This is a genomic window from Gordonia aurantiaca, from assembly GCF_039939235.1.
Classification (GTDB): Bacteria; Actinomycetota; Actinomycetes; order Mycobacteriales; family Mycobacteriaceae; genus Gordonia.
The window spans coordinates 169,154-193,846 of sequence record NZ_JBDUUF010000004.1; the positions used below are offsets into that span (position 1 = coordinate 169,154).

The 24,693-nt window shown below is 68.7% G+C and carries 23 protein-coding genes and 1 riboswitch; of the genes, 12 read left to right on the forward strand and 11 right to left on the reverse strand.

Translation table 11 applies throughout. The features are described from left to right. Nucleotides 1–10: 10 nt before the first annotated feature. Genes ABFT43_RS10250 through ABFT43_RS10260 form a run of 3 tightly spaced genes read left to right on the forward strand, consistent with a single transcriptional unit; the run spans nt 11 to nt 3,233 of the window. Nucleotides 11–1,555, forward strand: coding sequence for an APC family permease (locus ABFT43_RS10250; RefSeq protein ID WP_347960246.1), 1,545 nt, complete (start codon nt 11–13; stop codon nt 1,553–1,555). Then, nucleotides 1,545–2,447 carry a universal stress protein gene (locus ABFT43_RS10255; RefSeq protein WP_347960247.1) on the forward strand — a complete coding sequence of 301 codons (903 nt, stop codon included), beginning with the start codon at nt 1,545–1,547 and terminating at the stop codon, nt 2,445–2,447. The genes ABFT43_RS10250 and ABFT43_RS10255 overlap by 11 nt, the downstream gene beginning before the upstream one ends. Before the next feature lie 39 nt (nt 2,448–2,486). Next, on the forward strand, nt 2,487–3,233 hold the full coding sequence (locus ABFT43_RS10260; RefSeq protein ID WP_347960248.1) for a type 1 glutamine amidotransferase: 747 nt from the start codon (nt 2,487–2,489) through the stop codon (nt 3,231–3,233). Nucleotides 3,234–3,240: 7 nt separating this feature from the next. Here ABFT43_RS10260 and ABFT43_RS10265 read toward each other — a convergent pair whose 3' ends face one another. Next, the gene (locus tag ABFT43_RS10265) at nt 3,241–4,665 is read right to left on the reverse strand and encodes an NAD(P)/FAD-dependent oxidoreductase (protein WP_347960249.1); all 1,425 of its coding nucleotides are present in this window, start codon (nt 4,663–4,665) and stop codon (nt 3,241–3,243) included. Next, nucleotides 4,662–6,161: a gamma-aminobutyraldehyde dehydrogenase gene (locus ABFT43_RS10270; RefSeq protein ID WP_347960250.1), complete on the reverse strand. Its 1,500-nt coding sequence runs from the start codon at nt 6,159–6,161 to the stop codon at nt 4,662–4,664. The genes ABFT43_RS10265 and ABFT43_RS10270 overlap by 4 nt, the downstream gene beginning before the upstream one ends. 111 nt (nt 6,162–6,272) lie before the next feature. Between ABFT43_RS10270 and ABFT43_RS10275 the strand changes: the two genes are divergently transcribed. From ABFT43_RS10275 to ABFT43_RS10285, 3 genes are read left to right on the forward strand one after another with little or no spacing between them, the layout of a single operon-like run. Next, the gene (locus ABFT43_RS10275) at nt 6,273–6,737 is read left to right on the forward strand and encodes an Lrp/AsnC family transcriptional regulator (protein ID WP_347960251.1); all 465 of its coding nucleotides are present in this window, start codon (nt 6,273–6,275) and stop codon (nt 6,735–6,737) included. After that, a complete protein-coding gene (locus tag ABFT43_RS10280; protein WP_457590133.1) occupies nt 6,734–8,125 on the forward strand; it encodes an aspartate aminotransferase family protein in 1,392 nt (463 codons plus the stop codon). The genes ABFT43_RS10275 and ABFT43_RS10280 overlap by 4 nt, the downstream gene beginning before the upstream one ends. Before the next feature lie 59 nt (nt 8,126–8,184). Next, a complete protein-coding gene (locus ABFT43_RS10285; RefSeq protein WP_347960253.1) occupies nt 8,185–9,486 on the forward strand; it encodes a D-alanyl-D-alanine carboxypeptidase family protein in 1,302 nt (433 codons plus the stop codon). Between the two features lie 71 nt (nt 9,487–9,557). Here the strand turns inward: ABFT43_RS10285 and ABFT43_RS10290 are convergent, their stop codons facing one another. From ABFT43_RS10290 to ABFT43_RS10300, 3 genes are all read right to left on the reverse strand, one after another. Beyond that, nucleotides 9,558–10,616 (reverse strand): YhjD/YihY/BrkB family envelope integrity protein, encoded by a 1,059-nt coding sequence (locus ABFT43_RS10290; RefSeq protein WP_347960254.1) that lies wholly within the window; start codon nt 10,614–10,616, stop codon nt 9,558–9,560. 62 nt (nt 10,617–10,678) lie between these two features. Further along, the gene (gene trpS, locus ABFT43_RS10295) at nt 10,679–11,713 is read right to left on the reverse strand and encodes a tryptophan--tRNA ligase (RefSeq protein ID WP_347960255.1); all 1,035 of its coding nucleotides are present in this window, start codon (nt 11,711–11,713) and stop codon (nt 10,679–10,681) included. Nucleotides 11,714–11,764: 51 nt separating this feature from the next. Beyond that, nucleotides 11,765–12,601: an exodeoxyribonuclease III gene (locus ABFT43_RS10300; RefSeq protein ID WP_347960256.1), complete on the reverse strand. Its 837-nt coding sequence runs from the start codon at nt 12,599–12,601 to the stop codon at nt 11,765–11,767. A 145-nt stretch (nt 12,602–12,746) separates the two neighbouring features. Here ABFT43_RS10300 and ABFT43_RS10305 point away from each other — a divergent pair, with 145 nt between their 5' ends. Both ABFT43_RS10305 and bfr read left to right on the forward strand, forming a co-directional pair. Then, nucleotides 12,747–12,929, forward strand: a complete 183-nt coding sequence (locus ABFT43_RS10305) for a (2Fe-2S)-binding protein (RefSeq protein ID WP_347960257.1) — start codon at nt 12,747–12,749, stop codon at nt 12,927–12,929. 101 nt (nt 12,930–13,030) lie between these two features. Then, nucleotides 13,031–13,519 (forward strand): bacterioferritin, encoded by a 489-nt coding sequence (gene bfr / locus ABFT43_RS10310; protein ID WP_347960258.1) that lies wholly within the window; start codon nt 13,031–13,033, stop codon nt 13,517–13,519. A 43-nt stretch (nt 13,520–13,562) separates the two neighbouring features. Here bfr and ABFT43_RS10315 read toward each other — a convergent pair whose 3' ends face one another. Together ABFT43_RS10315 and ABFT43_RS10320 are read right to left on the reverse strand one after the other, a co-directional pair. Next, a complete protein-coding gene (locus ABFT43_RS10315; protein ID WP_347960259.1) occupies nt 13,563–14,822 on the reverse strand; it encodes an MFS transporter in 1,260 nt (419 codons plus the stop codon). Between the two features lie 155 nt (nt 14,823–14,977). After that, nucleotides 14,978–16,747 (reverse strand): cutinase family protein, encoded by a 1,770-nt coding sequence (locus tag ABFT43_RS10320; RefSeq protein ID WP_347960260.1) that lies wholly within the window; start codon nt 16,745–16,747, stop codon nt 14,978–14,980. 274 nt (nt 16,748–17,021) lie between these two features. Continuing rightward, nucleotides 17,022–17,143, forward strand: a riboswitch (SAM riboswitch). Between the two features lie 63 nt (nt 17,144–17,206). Between ABFT43_RS10320 and ABFT43_RS10325 the strand changes: the two genes are divergently transcribed. Beyond that, nucleotides 17,207–18,529 (forward strand): bifunctional o-acetylhomoserine/o-acetylserine sulfhydrylase, encoded by a 1,323-nt coding sequence (locus ABFT43_RS10325; RefSeq protein ID WP_347960261.1) that lies wholly within the window; start codon nt 17,207–17,209, stop codon nt 18,527–18,529. Nucleotides 18,530–18,545: 16 nt separating this feature from the next. Next, on the forward strand, nt 18,546–19,694 hold the full coding sequence (gene metX, locus ABFT43_RS10330; RefSeq protein WP_347960262.1) for a homoserine O-acetyltransferase MetX: 1,149 nt from the start codon (nt 18,546–18,548) through the stop codon (nt 19,692–19,694). Nucleotides 19,695–19,740: 46 nt separating this feature from the next. Here metX and ABFT43_RS10335 read toward each other — a convergent pair whose 3' ends face one another. The 3 genes from ABFT43_RS10335 to ABFT43_RS10345 all read right to left on the reverse strand — a co-directional run bounded on the left by ABFT43_RS10335 (nt 19,741) and on the right by ABFT43_RS10345 (nt 22,720). After that, complete coding sequence (locus ABFT43_RS10335) at nt 19,741–21,339, reverse strand: Hsp70 family protein (protein WP_347960263.1); 1,599 nt, start codon at nt 21,337–21,339, stop codon at nt 19,741–19,743. Nucleotides 21,340–21,509: 170 nt separating this feature from the next. Beyond that, a complete protein-coding gene (locus tag ABFT43_RS10340) occupies nt 21,510–21,743 on the reverse strand; it encodes a DUF3017 domain-containing protein (RefSeq protein WP_347960448.1) in 234 nt (77 codons plus the stop codon). An 89-nt stretch (nt 21,744–21,832) separates the two neighbouring features. Beyond that, a complete protein-coding gene (locus ABFT43_RS10345) occupies nt 21,833–22,720 on the reverse strand; it encodes a bifunctional methylenetetrahydrofolate dehydrogenase/methenyltetrahydrofolate cyclohydrolase (protein WP_347960264.1) in 888 nt (295 codons plus the stop codon). Between the two features lie 56 nt (nt 22,721–22,776). Here ABFT43_RS10345 and ABFT43_RS10350 point away from each other — a divergent pair, with 56 nt between their 5' ends. Both ABFT43_RS10350 and ABFT43_RS10355 read left to right on the forward strand, forming a co-directional pair. Beyond that, nucleotides 22,777–23,715, forward strand: coding sequence for a serine/threonine dehydratase (locus tag ABFT43_RS10350; RefSeq protein ID WP_347960265.1), 939 nt, complete (start codon nt 22,777–22,779; stop codon nt 23,713–23,715). A gap of 255 nt (nt 23,716–23,970) precedes the next feature. Beyond that, nucleotides 23,971–24,435 (forward strand): tRNA (cytidine(34)-2'-O)-methyltransferase, encoded by a 465-nt coding sequence (locus ABFT43_RS10355; RefSeq protein ID WP_347960266.1) that lies wholly within the window; start codon nt 23,971–23,973, stop codon nt 24,433–24,435. 3 nt (nt 24,436–24,438) lie between these two features. Here ABFT43_RS10355 and ABFT43_RS10360 read toward each other — a convergent pair whose 3' ends face one another. Next, nucleotides 24,439–24,666 carry a DUF167 domain-containing protein gene (locus tag ABFT43_RS10360; RefSeq protein ID WP_347960267.1) on the reverse strand — a complete coding sequence of 76 codons (228 nt, stop codon included), beginning with the start codon at nt 24,664–24,666 and terminating at the stop codon, nt 24,439–24,441. Between the last annotated feature and the right edge of the window lie 27 nt (nt 24,667–24,693).

Consider the following 24,693-nt stretch of genomic DNA (forward strand, 5'->3'; position numbering starts at 1 on the left):
GGAGACGAGCATGTCGGAACGCATCGACCACGGGGCCTCGACCCCTTTCGGAACCAACGGGTCCGGCATGCTGGACGACCCCGGCGACAAGGGGCTCCGGATCGGCTCGATCGGCCTGATGGGCAACGTGGTCATCGGACTGGCCGCGGTCGCGCCGGCGTACAGTCTCGCCGCGACGCTGGGGTATGTCGTCGACAGCGTCGGCGAGAAGTCGCCGTCGATGTTCGTCCTCGCGTTCCTGCCGATGCTGCTGGTGGCGTTCGCCTATCGCGAGCTGTCCACCGACACCCCCGACTGCGGGACGACCTTCACTTGGGGCACAAAGGCATTCGGCCCGGGGATCGGATGGATCGGCGGATGGGGTGTGGCCGTCTCGGCGATCATCGTGCTGGCCAACGTCTCCGAGATCTCGGCGCTCTACCTGTTCCAGTTCCTCGGGCTCGACGCCCTCGCCGACAGCATGGCGGCCAAGGTCCTGCTCGGCACCTTCTTTATCGTCGCGATGACCTGGATCAGCATCCGCGGCATCGTCATCAGCGAACGCATGCAGGTGATCCTGATGTTCATCCAGTTCGCGGTGCTGATCGTCGCCAGCGTGATCGCCCTGGCCAAGGTGGGGCTCGACTCCGCCGGACCGCAGGCCATCGATCCCGAGTGGTCGTGGTTGTGGCCCGGCGGTCTCGACCAATCGCAGATCGCCGCGGCGGTCATCCTGTGCATCTTCATCTACTGGGGTTGGGATGCGTGTCTGGCCGTCAACGAGGAGACCAGGGATCCCGAGAAGACCCCGGGACGCGCGGCGCTGCTCACCTGCCTCATCCTGGTCGCGACGTACGTGCTCGTCACCTACGCCATCCAATCGTTCGCCGGCTTCGGCGAGACCGGGATCGGACTCGGCAACGACGCCAACGACGAGGACGTGCTGACCATCCTCGGCGAACCGGTGGCGGGTGCGCTGATGTCGTCGGCGCTGCTGCTCACCGTGTGCGTCTCGGCCCTGTCGTCGACGCAGTCCACGATCCTGCCGACGGCGCGCGGCAGCCTGTCGATGGCGGTGTACAAGGCCCTGCCGGAGAAGTTCGCGTCCATCCACCCGCGCTACATGACGCCGGCGTTCGGCACCGCGGTGATGGGCGGTGCGGCACTCACCTTCTACCTGGTGCTCTCGCTGGTCAGTCAGGACACCCTCGCCGACTCGATCGCCTCACTCGGGCTGGCGGTGGCGTTCTACTACGGCATCACCGCGTTCGCTTGCGTGTGGTACTTCAGGTCGACCTTGTTCGCCTCGGCGCGCAACTTCTTCTTCCGCGGACTCTTCCCGCTCATCGGCGGCGTCGCCATGACCGCCGCCTTCGTCAGGTCGGCATACGACATGATCTCCCCGGATTACGGCGCGACCTCGATCGGTGGAATCGGCGGCGTGTTCGTCATGGGCGTGGGCATGCTGGTGCTCGGCATCCCGCTGATGCTGGCCTGCTTCGCCCACAACAGCGAGTTCTTCCGTGGGAAGACGCTGACCGCCGACACCGAGGTGAGGGTTCCCGATGTCTACTGACACGCCCGACGACCCGGTCGACCACGCTGCCGTCCCCCGGCTCACGGTCGGCTATCTCGCGACCCCGTCCGGCGCCGACGGCGTGGCCCTGGGGGTCGCGCTCGCCCGCGTCACCGGCGCCGATCTCGACCTCGTCTGTGTGGTGCGTCCGGTCCCCTATGACGGCACACCCGGCATCGCCCAGTATCAGCGGCGCCTGGAAGACCAGGCCGCCGAATGGCTTCGCGAGGGTGCCGCGCTCATTCCGGCGGGCTTCCGGTACCGCACCATCGTCACCGTCAACGATTCGTTCGCCGATGGACTCATCTCCCATGCCGTCGACACCGGCGCGAGGATGATCGTCGTCGGCGGCACCGGTGACGGACTCCTGCGGCGTCACACCCTCGGCACCGTCAGCAACGAACTCGTGCACTCCTCGCCGGTTCCGGTCGCCCTGGCGCCGCGTGGCTACGCCGACCGCGTCGACACCGTCCTCGGCACGGTGACGGTCGCGGTGCCCGTCGAACCCGAGGCAGACAACCCGCTCCCGTTCGCCGAGAAACTCGTCGAGCGTGCGAAGTTGGATCTTCGGCTGCTGTCGCTGGTGTCGCTCGAATCCCCTTTTGACGACGAATCGTCGCGCGACGCCCGTCGGGCTCAGGTCGCGGTCGCCCGGGAACTCCTGGACAGGACCCGCGCCGAGGTCTCCCCGGAACTCGAGGTCGACGTCGTCGTCGCCGACGGCGACACGCTCGACGAGGCGCTCGCCAATCTGCCCTGGGGTGACGACGACATCGTGGCGGTCGGGTCCGGCCACCTCGCCCCGCCTCATCGTGTGTTCCTGGGCAGCACCGCGGCCCGAATCCTGCGGTGGACGACGTCTCCGGTTATCGTCGTCCCCAAGGGACCGTGATCGGCGAGTCCCACCGAGATCCCCGGAGCCGTACCCGCTTTGACCGACGAACCGCTGCGCGTCCTCGAGATTCGTCACGCCGAGTCCGAACCGCCGGGTTCCTACGGTCCCGTCCTCGCCGAGCTCGCAGCGGTGACGACGCTGCGCATCTGGCGCGAGCCCGTCCCCGACGATCTGTCCGGCTTCGACGCGATCGTCACACTCGGCGGCGCGATGGGGGTCGAGGACGCACCGCGCATCCCGTGGATCACCGACGAGATCGGACTGCTGCGCCGGGCCGTCGACCGCGACCTGCCGGTGTGGGGTGTGTGTCTCGGAGCGCAGATGCTCGCGGCCGCGCTCGGCGCCGAGGTGCGCCGCAGCGACACGCCCGAGATCGGCGTCCACACCGTCACCCTGAACACCACGGCCGCCGACGATCCCGTCTGGGGAACGTCGCCCGACGCACCCGACGCGGTGCCGCGGGAATTCGGTGTCGTGCAATGGCATTTCGACACCTTCGCGCTGCCCGACGAGGCGACCCTGCTCGCCTCGTCGCCGAGATGCCCCAACCAGCTCTACCGGCACCGGTATTCCTACGGCGTGCAGTTCCACCTCGAGGCCGGCGGGCCGCTGGTCGACGACTGGCTGGGTGCCCCCGAGTCGTATGCGCTGGTGCGTGACACCATCGGCGCGCAGGCCGCGGACCGGTTCGCGTCGGAGGCCGCGGCCGCGGAGGAGGTCACCGTGCCGTTGGCGCGGACCGTGATGGAGCGCTGGCTCCGCGGGCTCGCCGAGCGGCGGTGACGGCGCCTCAGCTGTCGAATCCCAGCCCGGTCTTGTCCAACAGCGTGAGCCACGGCCCGCGCCGCCCGTCACGCAACTCGCTGCGCGCGATCTCCCGCCGGGTGAGGGTGATGCCCAGCCAGCGGATCGGCTCGGGCGGGAACGGCAGCGGTTTGCGGCGCACCATCGACAGTCGGGTGCGTTCGGTGTGCAGGCCCTCGACGAGGTCCAGAGCGGTGGCCGCCGCGAAATGCGAAGCGCCGACCCCCAATCCGGTGAACCCGACCGAGGTCACCACGCGGCCGCGGTGCGAGGTGTCCCAGAACGCGCAGAATCGCGAGCAGGTGTCGATGACCCCGCCCCAGGTGTGTGTCGCACGGATGCCCTCGAGTTGTGGGAACATCTGCAGCAGGTGTTCGCCCAGCAGTGCCCACTCCGTGGGCCGGCGTTCGAGGCGCGGGTCGTCGTCGGACCCGAAGTGATACGGCGCGTCCCAGCCACCCCACAGCATCCGGTTGTCGGCCGTGAGCCGGAAGTAGTGGAAGCGGGGGCCGCTGTCGGCGAGCCCCTCCCGCCCGGACCAGCCGATCGCCGAGAGCTGGGCGTCGGTGAGCGGTTCGGTCATCAGTGCGTAGTCCCACACCGGCACCGTGTACAACCGCAGGCGGCGGACCAGCGCACGGCTCGCCGACGTCGCCACGACGACCCGGTCGGCGCGGACGTGCCCGAGATCCGTGCGGGCCCGGACGGACCGGTCGTCCGAGGTCAGTTCCCGGACCTCGGTGTCCTCGAAGATCCGCACCCCGAGCCGTTCCGCCGCCGCGGCGAGACCGAAGGCGAGTTTCGCCGGGTCGACGATCATGACGTCGGGGTCGAAGAGGGCGCCGCGGACCATCGGCGAGTGCACGCGCTCGCGTGCGGCGGATTCGTCGAGCAGCTCGAGGCGGGCCCCCAGCGCGGCGCCGGCCTCGTAGGTCTTGGCGAGATCGGCGAACTGCCAGTCGGTGATGGCGAGGTCGAGTTCCCCGGTGCGCTCGGCATCGGCGTCGATGCCCAACCGGTCGAGGGTTTCCGCGATCGCGGCGAGGGTCTCGCGTCCCATCCGCAACAGCGTGGGCATCTCGTCGCCGAATCGCGCGATCCCGTTGGGGATTCCGTGGGTGAGACTGGCCGCGCAGAAACCGCCGTTGCGTCCGGATGCGTGTTCGGCGATCCGGTCGCGCTCCACCAGGACGACCGACCGGGACGGGTCGCGTTCGGCGGCCTGCACCGCCGTCCACAGGCCCGTGAAACCGCCGCCGATGACGAGCAGGTCGGTGGTCACATCCCCGGTGAGCCGTGGTCGGGGATCCGGTCGCAGGTCACGGTCGAGCCAGAAGGGCCGGGCGACGGCCTGCGCGACGAGATCGGCACCGCGATCGGTCGGCAGCTCCGCCCACGGCCGGGCGGTCACCCCTGCTCACCGCCCAGGCCGAACACCGTCCGGTGCCAAGGCTTTTCGACGATTCCGCGCAGGTCGCTCATCACGTGCTTGACGAGGAGGTACTCCTCGAGCGAATACGTCGACATGTCCTTGCCGAAGCCCGACGCCTTGAATCCGCCGTGCGGCATCTCGCTGATGATCGGGATGTGGTCGTTGATCCACACGCAACCCGCATGGATCTCGCGCGACGCCCGTTGCGCCCGATACACATCACGTGTCCAGGCCGAGGCCGCGAGTCCGTAGGCGGTGTCGTTGGCGCGCCGGATCGCGTCGTCGTCATCGGTGAACCTGCTGACCGTGAGAACCGGCCCGAACACCTCGTCACGGTAGATCTCCGAGTCCTCGGTGACGTCGGCGACGAGGGTCGGCGGGTAGAAGGCGCCGGGCCCGTCGGGAACCGTTCCGCCGGTGACGGTCCGGGCGCCGGACGCGCGGGCCCGGTCGACCATCCCGGCCACCTTGTCGCGATGGGTGCGGGAGATGAGGGACCCGAGATCGGTTGCGGGGTCCGCTGGGTCGCCGATGACGACCTTGCCCATCAGCTCGGCGACGCCGTCGACGAAATCGTCGTAGAGGGAGGGGGCGACGATCGCGCGGGTGGCGGCCGTGCAGTCCTGGCCGCCGTTGATGAGTGCGCCGGCGACCGCGCCGTGGATCGCCGCGTCGAGGTCCGCGTCGTCGAAGACGACGAACGGCGCCTTGCCACCGAGTTCGAGCTGGATGCGGGCTCCGTTCGTGGCTGCCTGGGCCATCACCTGCCGGCCCACGGCCGACGAGCCGGTGAAGGTGACCATGTCCACGCCGGGATGACCGGCCAGGCGCGCCCCGACCTCCGGGCCGGTCCCGACCACGATGTTCAGGACACCGGCGGGCAATCCCGCCTCGCTCGCCACGCGCGCGAGGGTCAGCGTGGTGAGCGGGGTGATCTCGGCGGGTTTGAGGACCACCGCGCAGCCCGCGGCGAGCGCCGGGATGACCTTCCAGACCGCCATCTGCAGCGGGTAGTTCCACGGGGTGATGGTCCCGACCACGCCGACCGGCTCGCGCCGGATGCTCGAGGTGTGGTCGCCGGAATACTCGGCGGTGGCCTTCCCCTCGAGATCGCGTGCGACCCCGGCGAAGAACTCGACGTTGTCGATCGAGCCGGGCACGTCGAATTCGGAGGCCAGGCGCACCGGCTTGCCGGTGTGGGCGACCTCCTCGGCGACGAAGGTCTCGGACTCCGCGGCCATCGCACGGGCGAGGGCGAGCAGGACCGCGGACCGCTCTGCCGGGGTCGCCCGGCCCCACTCCGGTTGGGCCGCGCGGGCACTCGCGACCGCGGCATCGACATCGTTCCCACCGGCGAGTTTCACGGTTGCGACCGGTTGATCTGTGGCAGGATTCACGACGATGCGGTCGGCACCGGTCGCGTGATGGGGCTTCCCGTCGATCCAGCCGGACGGGATGTTGGCAGAGGAGGGCATACCCCCGGAGTCTACCGCCGCCCTTGCGGATTCACGCGCCGAAAACCGGTTTCGGTTGCGGTTTTCGTCGAAAATGTTGCGTGCCGCTGCGGAATCCGTCACGATCGTTGGGTGGCTGACCCTGCGTCCACACAACTCGACGCCACCGCGAAGAAGATCATCGAACTCCTCCAGACCGATGGTCGGAGCAGCTATGCCTCGATCGGCAAGGTCGTGGGCCTGTCCGAGGCGGCCGTCCGGAACCGGGTACAGAAGCTCAGCGAGAGCGGCCTGATGCAGATCGTCGCGGTCACCGACCCGCTCAAGCTCGGGTTCGCACGGCAGGCGATGATCGGAATCCGTTGCATCGGCGACACCCAGGCCCTGGCCGAGCGTCTGGCCGAGCACAGGGAGATCGACTACGTCCTCCTCACCGCAGGGTCTTTCGACATCTTGATCGAGGTCGTCTGCGAGGACGACGATCATCTCCTGGACATCCTCAACAAGAAGGTGCGGTCGAACCCCGAGGTTGTCGGCACCGAGACCCTCGTCTACCTGAAACTCGTCAAACAGCAATACAACTGGGGAACACGATGACAATGACCGCACCTTCGACACCTTCGCAGGACGACGGGTCCCTGGGTGCGCGCAGCGCAGCCCACCTGTGGGGACACTTCGCCCGCCACGGCGGGGCCATCAGGCCGCCGGTCATCACCCGCGGTGAGGGTCTGCGGATCTTCGACGACGCCGGCCGCGGCTACCTCGACGGGCTCTCCGGCCTCTTCGTCGTCCAGGTCGGTCACGGCCGCGAGGAACTGGCGCAGGCGGCCGCGAAGCAGGCGAAGGATCTCGCGTTCTTCCCGCTGTGGTCGTACGCCACGCCGCCGGCGATCGAACTCGCCGAGCGGCTGGCCGCCTACGCACCCGGCGACCTCAACCGGGTCTTCTTCACCACCGGCGGCGGCGAGGCCGTCGAGAGCGCTTGGAAACTGGCCAAGCAGTTCTACAAGCTGACCGGCAAACCCGGTAAGCACAAGGTGATCTCGCGTTCGATCGCCTACCACGGCGCGCCGCAGGGCGCTCTCGCCATCACCGGCATCCCGGCGATGAAGGCGCCCTACGAACCGTTGACGCCCGGCGCCTTCCGCGTGCCGAACACCAACATCTACCGCGCCGCAGAGGATCTCGCCGACGACCCGAAGAAGTTCGGCCGTTGGGCCGCCGACCGCATCGCCGAGGCGATCGAGTTCGAGGGCCCGGACACCGTCGCCGCCGTCTTCCTCGAACCCGTGCAGAACGCCGGCGGATGCTTCCCGCCGCCGCCCGGCTACTTCGAACGGGTCCGCGAGATCTGCGACGAGTACGACGTCCTGCTCGTCTCCGACGAGGTTATCTGCGCGTTCGGCCGGATCGGATCGATGTTCGCCTGCGACGACTTCGGGTACGTGCCAGACATCATCACGTGTGCCAAGGGCATGACGTCGGGCTACTCACCGATCGGCGCGATGATCGCCAGCGACCGGCTGTTCGAGCCGTTCGCCGACGGCACGACCACGTTCGCACACGGATACACCTTCGGCGGACATCCGGTGTCCGCGGCGGTCGCCCTGGCGAACCTCGACATCTTCGAACGCGAGGGTCTCAACGACCACGTCAAGACCCAGGCGCCGGCCTTCCGGGCGACGCTGGAGAAGCTGTACGACCTGCCCATCGTCGGCGACGTCCGCGGCGAGGGCTTCTTCTACGGCATCGAACTGGTCAAGGACAAGTCCACCAAGGAGACCTTCACCCCGGCCGAGGCCGAGCGCATCCTGCGCGGCTTCCTGTCGGGCGCGCTGTACGATGCCGGGCTGTACTGCCGCGCCGACGACCGCGGCGACCCGGTCGTGCAGCTCGCGCCGCCGCTGATCGCGGGCCAGGCCGAGTTCGACGAGATCGAGCAGATCCTGCGGTCGGTACTGAGCGAGGCCTACAACCTGCTCTGAGCCGAACACACCCCCGCCACACCCTGAACCCGCACGACCGCGCTGGTAACGTGCGGGCGGTGACCTCGGGGTGGATTCGCCGAACCGCATGCGGCCTCGCCGCAGCGGCCGCCGGGCTGACCATCGGTGTGGCCTCGCCGGATATGTCCGGGTCCGCGGTCGCCGATCCCGTTGCGCCGACCGGTGCTCCGGCAGCGACGACCACGCCGGTCACCGATCACTGTCCGCATCGGGTCGGGCCTCCGCCGCCGGTCGACGAGTCCGAGGTCGTCCCGGCGGGTTCGCCGACACCCACCCCTCTGCCGGTCCCGACGCCCGCGATCGGCGGGGAGGATCTCGCGTTCTGCGGCGTCGTCGCCGATCCGGACGCGGGACCGATACCGCCGAAGCTCACGTCGGCGGGTTGGCTGGTCGCCGACCTCGACTCCGGTCGCGTCATCGCCGCGAAGGACCCGCACGGTCGGTATCGCCCGGCCTCGACGATCAAGGTATTGCTGGCCCTCGTCGTACTCGACGAACTGGACCTCGACTCGACGGTCGTCCCGTCCGCCGAGGACTGGAGCGCCGAAGGCGATTCGTGCGGCATGGGTCCCGGCGGGCGCTACACGGTGCGAGACCTGTTGACCGGCCTTCTGCTGGTCTCCGGCAACGATTGCGCCAACGCCCTCGGCCGCGAACTGGGTGGCGTCGACACGGCGCTGGAGAAGATGAACGCGCGCGCCCGCGAACTCGGCGCCTCCGACACCCGTGCCGCGAGCCCGTCCGGCCTGGACGCGCCCGGAATGTCCTCGTCGCCTTACGATCTCGCGCTCATCTTCCGGGCCGCCATGGCGAACGAGACCTTCCGCGAGATCGTCGCGATGCCGACTTACCGGTTTCCCGGCTACCCGAAGCGGCCCGACGTCCCCGGCGACACGGACCACCCGGCCTACGACATGTACAGCAGCAATCGCCTTCTGCTCGACGGGTATCCGGGCATGTTGGGAGCCAAGACCGGGTACACCGACGACGCTCGCAAGACCTACGTCGCCGCAGCCGAACGCGACGGCCGCAAGATCCTCATCGTGCAGATGTACGGGCTGGCGATGGAGGGCAATCCCTACTGGGACCAGGCGAAGGCGTTGTTCGAGTACGGTTTCCGTGCGCCGGAGAACGTCTCGGTCGGCCGGCTCGTCGAACCGGCGAACGAGGGTTCACCGTCGCAGGCGGCGAACGCCGCGTCGTCGGACGTCACCCACCTGGCTAGCACCGGCTCCGACTCGGCGTCCCCGGTGTCGGTGCGCGTGCTCATCGGCCTGCTCGCCGCGCTGGTCGCGGTCGTCCTGCTGATGATCGGGGTGCGGTTGTCCAAGCGGCGATGATCCCACCGCCTCTGAAAGGACCTGCGGCCGGAGGCCCCGGTTCGGTGTTGCTGGGCTTTGTCCGCGACACCTCACCGCCGCAGGATCGCGCCCACCAGCGCGGCGACCGCGGCGCCGGCACCGGCTGCGGCGGCAAGCGCGGCCGGACGCGCCGTCGGGTTCACGTCGACGGTCGGTGAGACGACCACGGGTCGACGCAGCTCCGCATCGGACTCCTCGACGACCTGGAACTCGGCGTTGATCGGATCGGTCGCACACCACGCGGCGGCGTACAGCACGATCCGCGACGCGAGATAGGCGAACACCATGACGCCGAGGATCGGACCGAACGCGACGCCTGCCGGGCTGCTCAACACCGACTCGAGGTAGAGCCCGCCGATGGCCTTGACGATCTCGAACGCGACCGCGGTGATCAGGCCGGCTTTCAGGGTGTTGCGAAACGGCAGGCGCACCAACGGCAGTCGCGCCATGACAAAGGTGAACAGCCCCCAGGTGGCCAATATCGAGACCGCGAAGGACACCAGTCGCACCAGGACCGGTGCCCACGACGCCTCGTCGAGCCCGACCCATCCGAGCACGGCCCTCGTGAGCCCGGAGTTGCCCAGCGCGGTGATCGCCATCGTCAACGCGAAGGCGACGCCGAGACCCGCGAAGGTGATGAGATCCCACACCTTCGACATGACCGCGTTCCGCTGGACGCGGCCGCCCCACATCTCGGTCATGCCCGCGCGGACGCCGGAGATCCACCCGATGCCGGTGAAGGCCGCGCCGAGCAGACCCACCACACCCACCGTGGTGCGGGAGTCGATCGCCGACGTGATGATGTCGGACACCTGGTCGCCGAGCTGGCCGGGCATCTTCCGCACCACGGTGTCCTGGATGTCGGCCAGGACCTCCGGTTGGCGAGCGAGCACGAAACCGGCGATGGCGAACGCCACCATGATGATCGGCACCAGCGCCAGGATGCCGTTGAAGCTGATGCTCGCGGCGTACAGGTTGCCGCGACGGTCGTTGTAACGCTCGACGGTCCGCAGCAGGTGGTCGAGCCAGACCCAGTGTTCGCGACGATCCTCGTACGTCGACTTCGCCCGGGCCATCAGGCCTTTCGCCGACTCCACCACCGAACTCACCGCACCCCTCCTCCGCCGGGCACCGCGGGCGGAGGTCGATGCGGCGAGTCGGGCTCGCGGCATCAGGCCCGCGGTGGCAGGAATCCCACCTTGTCATAGACGGACTTGAGGGTGGCCGAGGCCACCGTCCGGGCGCGTTCGGCGCCGTCCGCCAGGATCGCGTCGAGTTGCGCGGGATCGTCCATGTACTCGTTGACGCGTCCGCGCAGCGGGGTGACGAACTCGGTGAGCACGTCGGCGGTGTCGACCTTGAGGTCGCCGTATCCCTTGCCCTGGTACTTGTCGACGAGCACGTCGATCGGGGTGCCGCTCAGCGCGGACTGGATGGTGAGCAGATTGCTGACGCCGGGCTTGTTCTCCGGATCGAAGCGGATCTCTGTGTCGGTGTCGGTGACGGCCGACCGGATCTTCTTCGCCGACTTCTTCGGCTCGTCGAGCAGGTTGATGAGGCCCTTGTCCGTCTCCGCCGACTTGCTCATCTTGGCGGTCGGGTTCTGCAGGTCGTAGATCTTGGCGAATTCCTTGACGATGTGGGCCTGCGGGACCTTGAAGGTCTTGCCGAACCGCGAGTTGAAGCGCTGCGCGAGATCGCGGGTCAGCTCGAGGTGCTGACGCTGGTCCTCACCGACCGGCACCTTGTCGACCTGAAACGCCAGGATGTCGGCGGCCATCAGGATCGGGTAGGTGAACAGGCCGACCCCCGCGGCGTCGACGCCCTGCTTGGCCGACTTGTCCTTGAACTGGGTCATGCGACTGGCCTCACCGAAACCGGTGATGCACTGCAGCACCCAGGTCAGTTCGGCGATCTCCGGGATGTGCGACTGCACGTAGATCGTGGATCGCTCCGGGTCGACGCCGACGGCCAGCAATTGCGCGACCGACAGACGGGTGCGCTGGGCGAGGGCCTTCGGATCATGCGGCACGGTGATCGCGTGCATGTCCGGGATGAAGTAGTACGCCTCGTAGTCGTCCTGCAGGGCCACCCACTGACGCACGGCACCGAGATAGTTGCCGAGGTGGAACGAATCGCTGGTGGGCTGGATGCCCGACAGCACGCGGGGGCGGGTGGCGCCGGATGCGGAGACGTCAGAACTCATTGCCCCATTTTCGCAGACCACCGAAACCCGTTTTGCTCCCCGGCCCCCGTCTCACTCGTAGGTGACGGTCACCGGCGCATGGTCGGACCACCGCAGGTCGTAGGCCGGTGCCCGGTCGACGTTCGCCTTCACCGCACGTTCGGCGAGTGAGCGGTTGGTGAGCTGGTAGTCGATACGCCAGCCGGCGTCGTTGTCGAAGGCCTTGCCGCGCCACGACCACCACGAATACGGGCCACTCTCATCGGGATAGAGCTCCCGCGTGACATCGCGCCAACCGTTGCCGAGGAGGTCGCCGACCCACGCACGCTCGTGCGGCAGGAAGCCCGGGCTCTTGAGATTGCCCTTCCAGTTCTTGATGTCGGCCTCGGCGTGGGCGATGTTCCAGTCGCCGCCGACGACGACGTGACGGCGGCGACGCACCAGCGTGCCGAGGTAGGCGCCGAACTCGTCGAGGAAGCGCTTCTTCTCCTCGTACTTCGCGACGTCCTTCGGATCGTCGCTGAGCGCTGCCCCTTTGGGCAGATAGAGGCTCGCGGCGGTGACCGCGCCCAGGTCCGTGTCGAGATCGACCTCGATGTAGCGACCGAGGCCGTCGAACTCCTCACTGCCGAATCCGACGCGGGCGGTCGACGGGGCGGATCGGGTCAGCACGCCGACCCCCGCATGCCCCTTGACAGTGGACTCGCTCATCACCAGATGCCAGCCGGCGTCGAGCGCCGGGGCGAGGGCCTCGCGCGCGAGCTTCTCCGTCGCCCGCACCTCCTGCATCAGGACGACGTCGGTGTCGGTGTCGTCGAGCCAGGCCAGAAAGCCCCTGTTGCCCTCGGACCGCTGCTTGACCGCGGCTCGGATTCCGTTGACGTTGACGGTCGTGATCTTGAGTGGCACGGGGCCACATCCTACGGATCACCACCGACGCCGAGGCGTGCGGACACGTGTGACAAACTCCGAGAAACAGAGGTAAGGCAACCCTTGCGCGGCCACTCCCTCTTATGTAAGCATTGCCTAACAGGTTCGAGGTTAGGTCTGCCAAATGTTCGTTTGTATCTGCCGAGCGGTCACCGAAGAAGAGGTGCACGAGCACTGCGATGCCGGTGCGTACACCATCGATGACATCGCCGACCGCTGTGGCGCGGGCGAAGGCTGCGGCACCTGCCTCGAGCGGCTGGACAGCATCCTGAGCGAAAGGTCGGCCACCGCCACGACTGCAGCCTGATCCGACAAGTCGACGACAACCTCGCGAGGGACCACCGCGCGAGGGGTTTCGTCGTGTTACCGTCGTCACACAGGACGATTCGGGCGACGGAAGGCTGTCACATGCGTGGCGATGATGAGGTCATTGCATTGCTCAACGAGCAGCTCACCAGCGAGCTGACCGCGATCAACCAGTACTTCCTCCACGCGAAGATGCAGGAGAGCTGGGGTCTCACGGAGATCGCCGCGAAGACCCGCGCGGAGTCCATCGAGGAGATGACTCACGCGGAGATCCTCACCGACCGCATCCTCTTCCTCGAGGCCCTGCCGAACTACCAGCGGTTGCTGCCGCTGCGCATCGGACAGTCCATCCGTGAGCAGTTCGAGTCGGACATGGCCATCGAGGTCGAGGTCGTCGAGCGCCTGCGCCCGGGGATCGCGATGTGCCGCGAGAAGGGCGACATCACCAGTGCGAACCTCCTCGAGAAGATCCTCGCCGACGAGGAGGAGCACATCGACTACCTCGAGACACAGCTCGAGCTGATCAACAAGCTCGGCGAGCCGCTGTACCTGTCGAAGACGATCGCGACGCCGCCGAGCAACCAGGCCTAGCACTTCCGGCCGGGGTTCTCGGGCGGGGTCGCCCACGACGTCCTCAGGAGACCTGCTGCCTCCGCGCGGAGACGATGGCGGCCGCCGCGACGGCCAGTCCGCCGACCGCGAGCACCGCACCGACGGCTGCGGGCGACCGGAATCCCCACCCCGCGGCGACGACCACGCCGCCGAGGAACGCCCCGAGCGCGTTGGCGATGTTGAGCGCCGAGTGGTTGAGCGCGGCGGCCAGTGTCTGCGCGTCGGCGGCGACGTCCATGAGGCGTGTCTGGAGCGCGGGGATCATCGCCGTACCGGTGAGCGCGACGAAGTAGGTGAGGATCAATGCCAACCAGCCGTTGCCGGCGAGCAATGCGAACGCGGTGAGCGTGACCGCACTGGTGAACAGTCCGCCGACGATCGCGATCGGGACACTGCGGTCGGCCGCGTATCCGCCGACGACGTTGCCGGTGACCATGCCGAGGCCGTAGAGCATCAGCGCCAGCGGGACGACCGCGACCGACAGCCCGCTCACCGAGGTGAGCGCCGAATTCAGATAGGTGTAGAAGGCGAACATCCCGCCGAAGCCCACGGTTCCGATCACCAGCGTGAACCACACCTGCGAGCGCCTCAGCGCCCCGAGCTCGGTCAGCGGATCGGTGATCTTCATGCCGGACAGGCTCGGCAGGACCCGCATCAGCGCGACGACGGTCGCGACGCCGATGGCGACCACGATCCCGAAGGCCGACCGCCACCCGAACGTCTCCCCGAGCCAGGCGGCCGCGGGCACGCCGACGACGTTCGCGACCGACAGTCCCAGCATCACCTGCCCGACGGCCTTCGCGCGATCACCCGGCCCTGCGAGATGCGCGGCGACGAGCGCCGCGACACCGAAGTACGCCCCGTGCGGCAGACCCGCGACAAATCGCGCGGCCAGCAGCAGCCCGTAGGACGGGGCCAGGACGGTGGCCAGGTTACCGACCGTGAACGCCACCATCAGCGCGATCAGCAACGCACGTCGTGGGAGGCGCGCGGTGAGCGCCGCGATGACGGGCGCACCCACGACGACGCCGAGGGCGTAGGCGGAGATGACGTGACCGGCGGTGGGTTCGGACACGCCCAGCGACCCGGCGATGTTGGGCAGCAGCCCCATCGCGACGAACTCGGTGGTCCCGATGCCGAAGCCACCGAGCGCCAACGCGAGGATCGTCGCCCGGCGCACCCGGGGCGAGACCTTCGACGACGCGTCCGGGGCGGTGGCCGTGACGGCGGCAGCGGGCGTCAGGTCGTCGGGGGCGTCGGCGGTGGTGGAAACGTCAGGCACGCCTCATCCCAACCGATCCCCCGCGCCGTCGATTCCCGCTCGCCGGGTGAGTTCATTCACAGGTCGGTCACCCGAGCCCACCCAGAATCGCACCTTCGTACCAGAATCGCAGGCTCTGGTCTGCGATTCTGCTGCTCGACCCGCGATCGTGCGGGTTACTCGGAGGACTCGCCGGCGCCGGAATCCGAGCCCGCGCCCACGCCGCTCCCCGTACCGGTGTCACCGCTGCTGTCGGAACCGGTGTCACCGCTGCTGTCGGAACCGGAGTCACCGTCGGTCCCGGAGCCTGGGGCACCGCCGCCGGACGGCTCCGAGTCGGGGCCTCCGTCACCGGATCCGATCGCTTCCGGGGCCTCGGAAACCGAGGTGTCGGTGTCCGTGCGGGTGACGACCGGGTCGGGGTCGACCGCAGTGCCGGTGTCCCCACCGGCGGGCGTCGGCGATCCGGCGCCGGTGTCGGTCGGCGGCGAGTCGACGACGACGGGTTCGGACGGCGCGCCGGTCGCGACGACCGCATCACTGCCGCCCGTTCCGCCGCCGGCGCTCTTCTCCTCCGAACCGGTCGAGTCAGATCCCGTCGCGCCGGGCTCCGGTTCGCCGGCTTCGTCACCGGTGAGCGCGTCGATCTCGGCGACGACCCGGGTGAACGCCCGCGCCGACGCCGGCGACACGACGGTGTCGTCCGAGACCGTCGTGAGCATCGCCGACGTGGAGCCGGCGGTCGGACCGACGAGGGCGCCGGCCCAGTACGTCACGAAGTTGACCGGAGCGAGAACCATGCTGCGGACGCTGGCGGCGAGGGCCTTCACACCCCGCACGAACCGGGCCGGGGTCAGCGTGATGATTCCCTGGAGGATGTCGTCGAAGACGAACAGATCCGGGAGATAGGCGCCGTAGCCGAGCTGCGGCAGTTGCGGGGCGAAGCCCTGGATCAGCCGGACGATGGGCTGGAGGCCGGACAGCGTGATCGCCGACGGAAGGCCGATCCGGGGCCGGTTCTCCAGGAAGTCCGGGATGTCGCCGGTGTAGCCCACGCTCGTGGCCCAGCCCTGCACGAGCTCGGCGAAGCCCGACTTCGCCGAGAGCATGCAGACACCGTCGACGCAGGAGGTGGCACGATCGTCCCAGGCGTAATCGACGTCGAAGGGACTCTTCCCCATCTCCACCGGATACAGGAAGTGCTTGGTGAAGTAGCCGACGATGCCGTCGATCGCGCCGATGGGGTCGTACAGCGGATCGGGGAGATCGCAGATGGCGTCGCCCTCGATGCAGACCGACACCACCCGCGACGAGACGTCGCCGAATCCCGGGTCGGTGCTCGAACTCCCGCGCGGCCCGGTCATCGTCAGGCCCGGGATCACGCCGATGAGCGACAGTTCGATGCCCCGGCCGGTCCTGTCCCCGGCGCGACGGGGATCGGAGTAGAGCTCGCCGTAGATCGAGTCCGGGTTGATCTCGACGTCGTCGTCCGGGTCGTCCGGAGTGCCGTTCACGTCGAACTTCTTGTGGTTGCCGATGTCGGCGAGCACGTCACCGGCGATGCGGGCGCCCTGCGAGTACCCGACGACCACCACCGGCTTGTCGCCGCACTGCGCCTGGTAGCTCGCGATCTCGCGGGCTGCCGACTCGTATCCCAGCCGCGTGCTCTGGTCGTATCCGGTCGCGCCGAGCGGCCACAGGGTCGTCGGGTATTCGGTGTTGACGTAGACGTAACCCTGGTCCTCGTAACGCTTCTTGGCGCCTTGGAGATGCACCGCATATGGATCGTTGGTACCCGCCACGATCACCACGGCGCCCGAGCCACAGTCCGCGGCCGCCTCCGGCACCCCGCCGAAGAGTCCGAACGACGCGGCGGTGGCGAGCCCCGTGGTCGTCGCGATCAAAAGTGCCGTCCGCCGGGACCGCAGGTGCGCCATCGCCCCCATGAGGCCATCTCCTCACTCCACCCAGTACCCCCTCGCGATGAGGAGGACTCCCCAACCCGGGGTGTCGGGGGAACGTTACGGCGACCACGCCTGACCTGCGGTGACACTGAGCCTTGCTAACGATTCTGAACTGGGGATTCACGAACCCGATGTCGCAAAATCACCCGCTCGGACTACAGCCGTCTACACGTTTCCGGGGCGCGACGGGAGGTTGGATTCGGGCTGACCGGGAGGGTTCTCAGACACTCACATCCGTGTTATATCCTTGTCGCCAGGTCATGAGTATCAGCGTCAAGCCCCGGCTGGCTGATCGGCAACCCTCCAACCGCGGTGGGGTGCTCCGGGTGATGACCGGGTTGAGGGATCGCAGATGCGAAACCCCGGCAAGCGCGGGTCCGAAGGTCGGACCCCACCAGGGTCTGTCAGACTCTGCCGACCGTAGAAAGTGATTCAATCGCCATGTCTGATGCCACCGAAGGCACCAATCCCGTAGACAACTGGAGCTTCGAGACCAAGCAGGTCCACGTCGGCCAGTCCGCCGACGCCGCGACCAACGCGCGGGCGCTCCCGATCTACCAGACGACGTCGTACGTCTTCAATGACACGCAGCACGCGGCGAACCTGTTCGGCCTGGCCGAGCCGGGCAACATCTACACCCGCATCATGAACCCGACCCAGGATGCGGTCGAGCAGCGCATCGCCGCTCTCGAAGGCGGTGTGGCAGCGCTGCTCCTGGCCTCCGGCCAGGCTGCCGAGACCTACGCGATCCTCAACATCGTCGAGTCCGGCGGACACGTCGTGTCGAGCCCGCGTCTGTACGGCGGCACCTACAACCTCTTCCACTACACGCTGCCTAAGCTCGGCGTCGAGGTCAGCTTCGTCGAGGATCCCGAGGACCTCGACTCGTGGCAGGCCGCGATCAAGGACAACACCCGCGCCCTGTACGGCGAGTCGATCTCCAACCCCAACAACGAGATCCTCGACATCAAGGGCGTCTCCGAGGTCGCGCACCGCAACGGCCTCCCGCTGATCGTCGACAACACCGTCGCGACGCCGTACCTGATCAACCCGATCGCCCACGGCGCCGACGTCGTCGTGCACTCGGCCACCAAGTACATCGGCGGCCACGGCACCGCGATCGGCGGCGTCATCGTCGACGGCGGCACCTTCGACTGGCGCGTCCAGCGTGACGGCAAGGACCTGTTCCCCGGCTTCACCACCCCGGACCCGAGCTACCACGGCGCGGTGTTCGCGGATCTCGGTGCGCCGGCCTACGCGCTCAAGGCCCGCGTCCAGTGGCTGCGCGACACCGGTGCGGCGATCTCTCCGTTCAACGCGTTCCTGCTCGCCCAGGGCCTCGAGACCCTGAGCCTGCGCGTCGAGCGTCACGTCGCCAACGCGCAGAAGGTCGCGAAGTTCCTCGAGGGCCACCCGCAGGTCGAGTCCGTCGCCTACGCCGGGCTCGAGTCCTCGCCGTGGTACAAGCGCGGCCAGGAGCTGGCCCCGCGCGGCCAGGGCGCCATCGTGGCGTTCGAGATCGCCGGCGGCGTGGACGCCGGCAAGAAGTTCGTCGACGCCCTGACCCTGCACAGCCATGTGGCAAACATCGGTGACGTACGCTCGCTGGTGATCCATCCGGCCTCGACCACCCACAGCCAGCTGATCCCCGAGGAGCAGCTCGCCGCGGGTGTGACCCCCGGTCTCGTGCGACTGGCCGTGGGCATCGAGGGAATCGACGACATCCTGGCCGACCTCGAACAGGGTTTCGCGGCGGCCAAGTGAGACAGGTGAGGCAGCTTTGTCGGTGAGTATCGACCTGAACGCGACAGCGTCTGATCAGCCCGACTGGGAATCACTCCCGGACGGGAAGCTCGTCGGCATGAAGATCGGATCGCTGCCTCTCGACAGCGGTGAACGGCTCGACGACGTCACCCTGGCGTTCCAGCGCTGGGGGACGTTGTCGCCGTCCCGCGACAACGTGATCGTCACGTTGCACGCCCTGACCGGTGATTCCCATGTCACCGGCCCGCCGGACGACGAGCACGAGTCCGCCGGCTGGTGGGACGGTCTCATCGGTCCGGGCAAGGCCATCGACACCGACGAGTGGTGTGTCATCTCGGCCAACGTCCTCGGTGGTTGCAAGGGGTCGACCGGCCCGTCGTCCATCGCGCCCGACGGTCGCCCGTACGGGTCGAGGTTCCCGCAGATCACCGTCCTGGACCAGGTCCGGGCCGAGGTCGCGCTGATGGACCGTCTCGGAATCCAAAGTGTCGGAGCCGTTCTCGGCGGCTCGATGGGTGGCGCCCGGGCGCTCGAGTGGGCCATCGCCTACCCCGACCGGGTGCGCAGCGCCCTGGTCCTCGCCGTCGGCGCCCGCGCCACCGCGGACCAGATCGGCATCCAGAACACGCAGATCGCGGCCATCAAGGCCGATCCGGCGTGGAACAACGGGGACTACCACGGCACCGGACGGATCCCGTTGGCCGGCATGGGCATCGCGCGCCAGATCGCGCACCTGACGTATCGCTCCGAGCACGAACTCGACGAGCGTTTCGGCAACCAGCCGCAAGGTGACGAGAACCCGCTGCTCGGCGGGCGTTACGCCATCCAGAGTTACCTCGAGCACCAGGCGAGCAAGCTGCAACAGCGGTTCGACCCGGGCAGTTACGTGGTCCTCACCGAGGTTCTCAACCATCACGACGTCGGCCGCAACCGCGGGGGCGTCAAGAAGGCCCTCAACGACTGCAAGGTGCCGGTGATCGTCGGCGGCATCGACTCGGACCGCCTGTTCCCGTTGCGGCTTCAGGCGGAGCTGGCCGAGGAGCTCGGCAATTGCGTCGGCGGTCTGCACGTGGTGCGCTCGGACACCGGTCACGACGGCTTCCTGACCGAGTTCGACGCGATCGCCGACCTGCTCAAGCAGACGGTCGAACTGGCGCGCCGCTAGTCATCCCGCGGTCCTGTCCCGGGCCGACCCTCTCGAGCCGACCCCGCTACGGAACGGGCACGGGCGCGCCCACGCCCGGCTCGGGACTCGAGGAACTCGGCGCCGCTGCGCCCGGTTCCGGTGCTGCCGATCCCGGTGCTCTCGATGCCGGTGATCCCGATCCCGGTGCTGCCGATCCGGGTGCCGGTTCCGCTGTTCGCGGTGCGACCTGCCCCGTTCGCGGCGCCACCGACGTCCCGTCGTCGGACGACGTCTGCGGGGCCGACGTGCGCGGACGCAGTTCCGGCGGAAGGACTTCCGGCGGGATCGGCGGTGTCGTCTCGGGCGCGAACGGCAAATCCGGCCACGGGAACGGCAGTAGCGTACGCGTCGTCGTGGAGGTCGACGGTGTGGTCGGCGGCAGCTCGGTGGTGGCCCAACCCGGCTGTGCGCCGCCTCCCGGATGCGGGATCGGTTGCGGCACTTCGATGGTCGGCTCGAGAGTCGGTGTCACCGTTTCACCGGGGTGCTCGGACAACGGTTCCTGCGACGAGGTGCCCGTACCCGGGGTCTGCTCACCGGTGGTCGCGACCGCCGGCACACTGCTGATCGACGGCGGGGCCTCGTCCGAATTCCGGTCGGCGAACGAGGAACTCACCGCGTAGATGGTGATGAGGGTCGCGGCGAGGATCGCGCCGGCGACCGCGAGCGGCGTCGCCGACAGCCACTCGCGCTGGCGTCGTCCACCGATGAACGCCAGACGCGTTGTGGCGGAATAGGTCTGGTGGGCCAGCAGGGCGGCGCCGGTGGCAGCGACGAGCTCCGGCGCAGAAGGGCAAACGGTATCGAGGTCGTGACCGCGAGCGATCTCGCGAACGGCCGGGAGATTTGCGAGGCCACCGACGAACACCACGGCGTCGGGGGCGATGCCCCGCGCCGACACCTCGGCGACGTATCGGTCGAACACCTCGCGCGCCTGCGCGATCATGGGCGCAACCGCTTCGGCCACTTGGGATTCGGTGAGATTCACGCGACCGGAGCCGCCGGGGAGGGTCACCGACGATCGGGCCGCCTCGTCGGAACTCCGATGGCCGTAGGAGATCTCCTCCTTGGCGGTGCGGCAGGCGCTGAGGAGTTCGCTGCGCCCCGCGCGTGTCCGGACCGCGTCCCCCAGCGACGGGTTGTCCGCGGTGAGCTTCGCCGCGATGGCACGGTCGAGACGTCGGCCGCTGATCACGCTGGTGCGTTCGACGTCACCGATCCGACCGCCGGCGGGATCGACGGTGTAGATGGACATTCCGGTGTCGCCGCAGTCGACGACGACCGGCGCGGCGAAACGGTCGATCTCCCCGGTGTCGGCGAGATAGGCGGCGACCGCCTCGTTCTCGTTGGTCAGCCGGATCTGGCGTTTGGGTCCGCTCCCCCGCGAACGCAGGCGGCGGCGCTGCGATGCGGTACGGGCGGCGACGCCGATGGCGCCGACGCGGGTGTCGTTCTCCCGGGCCGCGGAGAGCATGACGTCGATACCGGCGTTGACCCGACCAGCGTCGTCGAGCCCGTCGGACGGGTCGACGTCGATGACGCGGGAATCCACCACGCTGCGGCCGAGGTCGTCACGCGTCAGCAGGACGTAGTGGATCATGCCGGCGCCTGCCGACACCCCCATCGCCGTCAGTTCGTTCGCAGTGGGCTCGTCGGTCGGTGATGCAGTGATACGTACTCCAGCGGTCTGTCCGTCTGCCGCAGCGATCGAGCGTTGCTGCTGATGGGCAGATCAAATGGCCTGTTCAGCGCGCGACCACATGGTCTGAAGGTCACGCTCAGGTCTCATTGTAATCAATCCGTGCCCAAAGAGTCGATCGAGGTCGCCAGCCAGAGCATCACGCCACCGATCGCAGTCATCGCCGCGACGTCGAAGAACTTGCCCCTGACCTGCAGCAATCCCGCCTTCGACGACGGAATGAAGGCCCGCAGAAGCGCGCCGATCAACAGTGCCGCGCCGAAGACGAACGAACCGCGCCGCCACCGGTCGAACAACACGAAGAGGGCCGCCGCGAGCACGCCGAGCATCACCAGCAGGTACGGGATCTGGACGAGGACCGCACGCACCCCGCGAACCGGCTCGGGTGCGAGTTCGGCGCCGTGATGCTCGTCCGGGGTCACGCCGTGCCGCCACCTGCGGCTGCGGCCTCGCGGGCGGCGAGCTGCTGCTCGGCCCGCTCGACGACGTTGACGAGGAGGAAGGCCCGGGTCAGCGGACCCACCCCGCCGGGGTTCGGGGAGACGTGTCCGGCGACCTCCCAGACATCCGGGTGGACGTCGCCGACCAGGCCGGCGTCGGTGCGGCTGACACCGACGTCGATGACCGCGGCGCCCGGCTTCACCATGTCCTTGGTGATGAGGTGCGGAACACCTGCGGCCGCGACGACGATGTCGGCGCGCTCGACCTCGGCCTTGAGGTCGGCGGTGCCGGTGTGGCACAGCGTGACCGTGGCGTTCTCGCTACGGCGCGTCAGGAGCAGGCCGATCGGACGGCCGATCGTCACGCCACGACCGACGACTGTCACCCGGGCGCCGGCGATCGGGACGTCGTAGCGGCGCAGCAGATGGATGACGCCGCGCGGAGTGCACGGCAGGGTGGACTCCTTGCCCAGCACCAGACGCCCGAGGTTGATCGGGTGCAGGCCGTCGGCGTCCTTCTCCGGGAGGATGCGCTCGAGGGCCTCGTTCTCGTCGAGATGCCTGGGCAGCGGGAGCTGCACGATGTACCCGGTGCACGCCGGGTCCGCGTTGAGCTCGTCGATGGCCGCGTTCAGTTCCTCCTGCGTGACGTCGGCGGGGAGGTCCTTGCGGATGGAGGCGACACCGACCTTCGCGCAGTCGGCGTGCTTGCCCTTCACATAGGAGTGGGAGCCGGGGTCGTCGCCGACCAGCACGGTGCCCAGTCCCGGGGTGATGCCGGCTTCCTTCAGCTTCTGCACCCGTTCGGTGAGATCGGCGAAGATCTCGTCGCGCGTCGTCTTGCCATCCAGTCGTATCGCGGTCACGAGGGACATTCTTCCATTGCGGCGGACGAGCCCGTGAGCGCACTAGTCTCGGTGTGGTGACAGCAGCCCTCACCGATCTCCGACGAGCCGCCGCCACGATCTCCCCGCACCTGCGGCGCACCCCCATCCTGCGTACCTCGATCGACACCGTCGACGGCCCTCGTGAAGTGGTCTTCAAGCTCGAATATCTCCAGCTGGGAGGGTGCTTCAAGGTCCGCGGAAGCCTGTGGGCGACACTGCACGCGCGGTCGCGCGGCGACCTGACCGACGCCGGCGTCCTCGTCGCGTCGGGCGGCAACGCCGCGATCGGCGCCGCCTGGGCCGCCCGGATCGCCGGTGTGCCGTGCACCGTGGTCGTCCCGGAGAACGCACCCCCGGTGAAGGTCGAGACGTTGCGCGGCCTCGGCGCGGACGTGCGCCTCGTCGGGCAGCGCTACCAGGACGCGGCCGACGCGGCGGTCGGCCTCGCGGAGTCGACGGGTGCGCTGTTGCTGCACGCCTACGACCTGCCCGACGTCGTCACGGGTGCGGGCACGATCGGCCTGGAGATCGCCGAGGACGTGCCCGGCCCGCTGACCACGGTCGCCTGCGTCGGCGGCGGCGGACTCCTCGCCGGTCTGGCGGCCGCACTCAGTCCCGGTGACCGGTTGGTCGGCGCCGAGCCGGTCGGGGCGTCGTGCCTGAATCAGGCGCTCGCCGCGGGTGTACCGGTGACCGTCGATCTCGACTCGGTCGCGGTCGACTCGCTCGGCGCCACCCGGGTCGGCGACATCTGCTGGAAGACCGTGTCGCAGAACCCCGCCGTCGACGCCGTCACGGTGACCGATGCCGACCTCGTCGCGGCCCGGCGGATGCTGTGGGAGTCCCACCGCGTCCTCGTCGAACACGGCACCGCGGCCGCCCTCGCCGCGGTGACCACCGGAGCGGTTCGGCCACCCGAGGATTCGACGCTGTGCGTGGTGCTGTGCGGGGCGAACACCGGGTTCGGGGTGTAGCGGTCGGCGTTGCGCCGCGTCGTCGCCCGCGTTCCGGAACACGACCGCCACCCGGATGTCGCGGCCCGTCGGCCGGTGGATCTCGGCCGGTGGATCTCGGCCGGTGGATATCGACCGGGTGGATGTGCGCGCGTGCGGCCTCGTCACCGCCGGGCGTCGTCGGAGCCTGCCCCCTCGAGCCCTGCCCCCTCGAGCCCTGCCCCTTCGAACACCGCGTCATCCCCAGCCCCGCCCGACGACTACGCTGGCCACATCATGTTCCGGATCATGTTCTTCCAGCCCTGCATCCCGCCGAACACCGGCAACGCGATCCGGCTGGCCGCCAACACCGGGTGCGAACTGCATCTCATCGAACCGCTCGGGTTCTCCATGTCCGACGCACAGGTCAAGCGTGCGGGGCTCGACTACCACGAGATGGCCACCGTCACGGTGCATCCCAACCTGGTGACCGCCTGGCACGAACTGAAGCCGGAGCGTGTGTTCGCGTTCACCGCGCATGCCGAGCGCTTTCACACCGACGTCGAGTACCGCCCCGGCGACGTGTTGCTGTTCGGTCCCGAACCGACGGGGCTGCCCGACGAGGTGCTCGCCGAGCCGGAGATCACCGAGAAGCTCCGCATCCCGATGCTCGCGGGGCGTCGATCCCACAATCTGGCGAACTCCGCCAGCATCGTGGTCTACGAGGCCTGGCGGCAGAACGGATTCGCGGGCGCGGTCTGAGCGCTACCCCACCCGATACCGCTTGGTCCGGGCGGTCGCACCGCCGATCAGTGCGACCTTGCTCTTGGGTACGCCGAGGTGCTTGGCGAGCAGTTCGGCCACGGCCTTGTTGGCGCGTCCCTCGATGGCGGGCTCACGGACGTAGATGGTGATGGCACCGTCCTCGCCGGTCTCCACCAGCGGCCCCTTGCTGCTCTTCGGTTTGACGGTGACCACGACCTGTTCGGACATGACTCCTGCGATTCGTTGACGACTCGG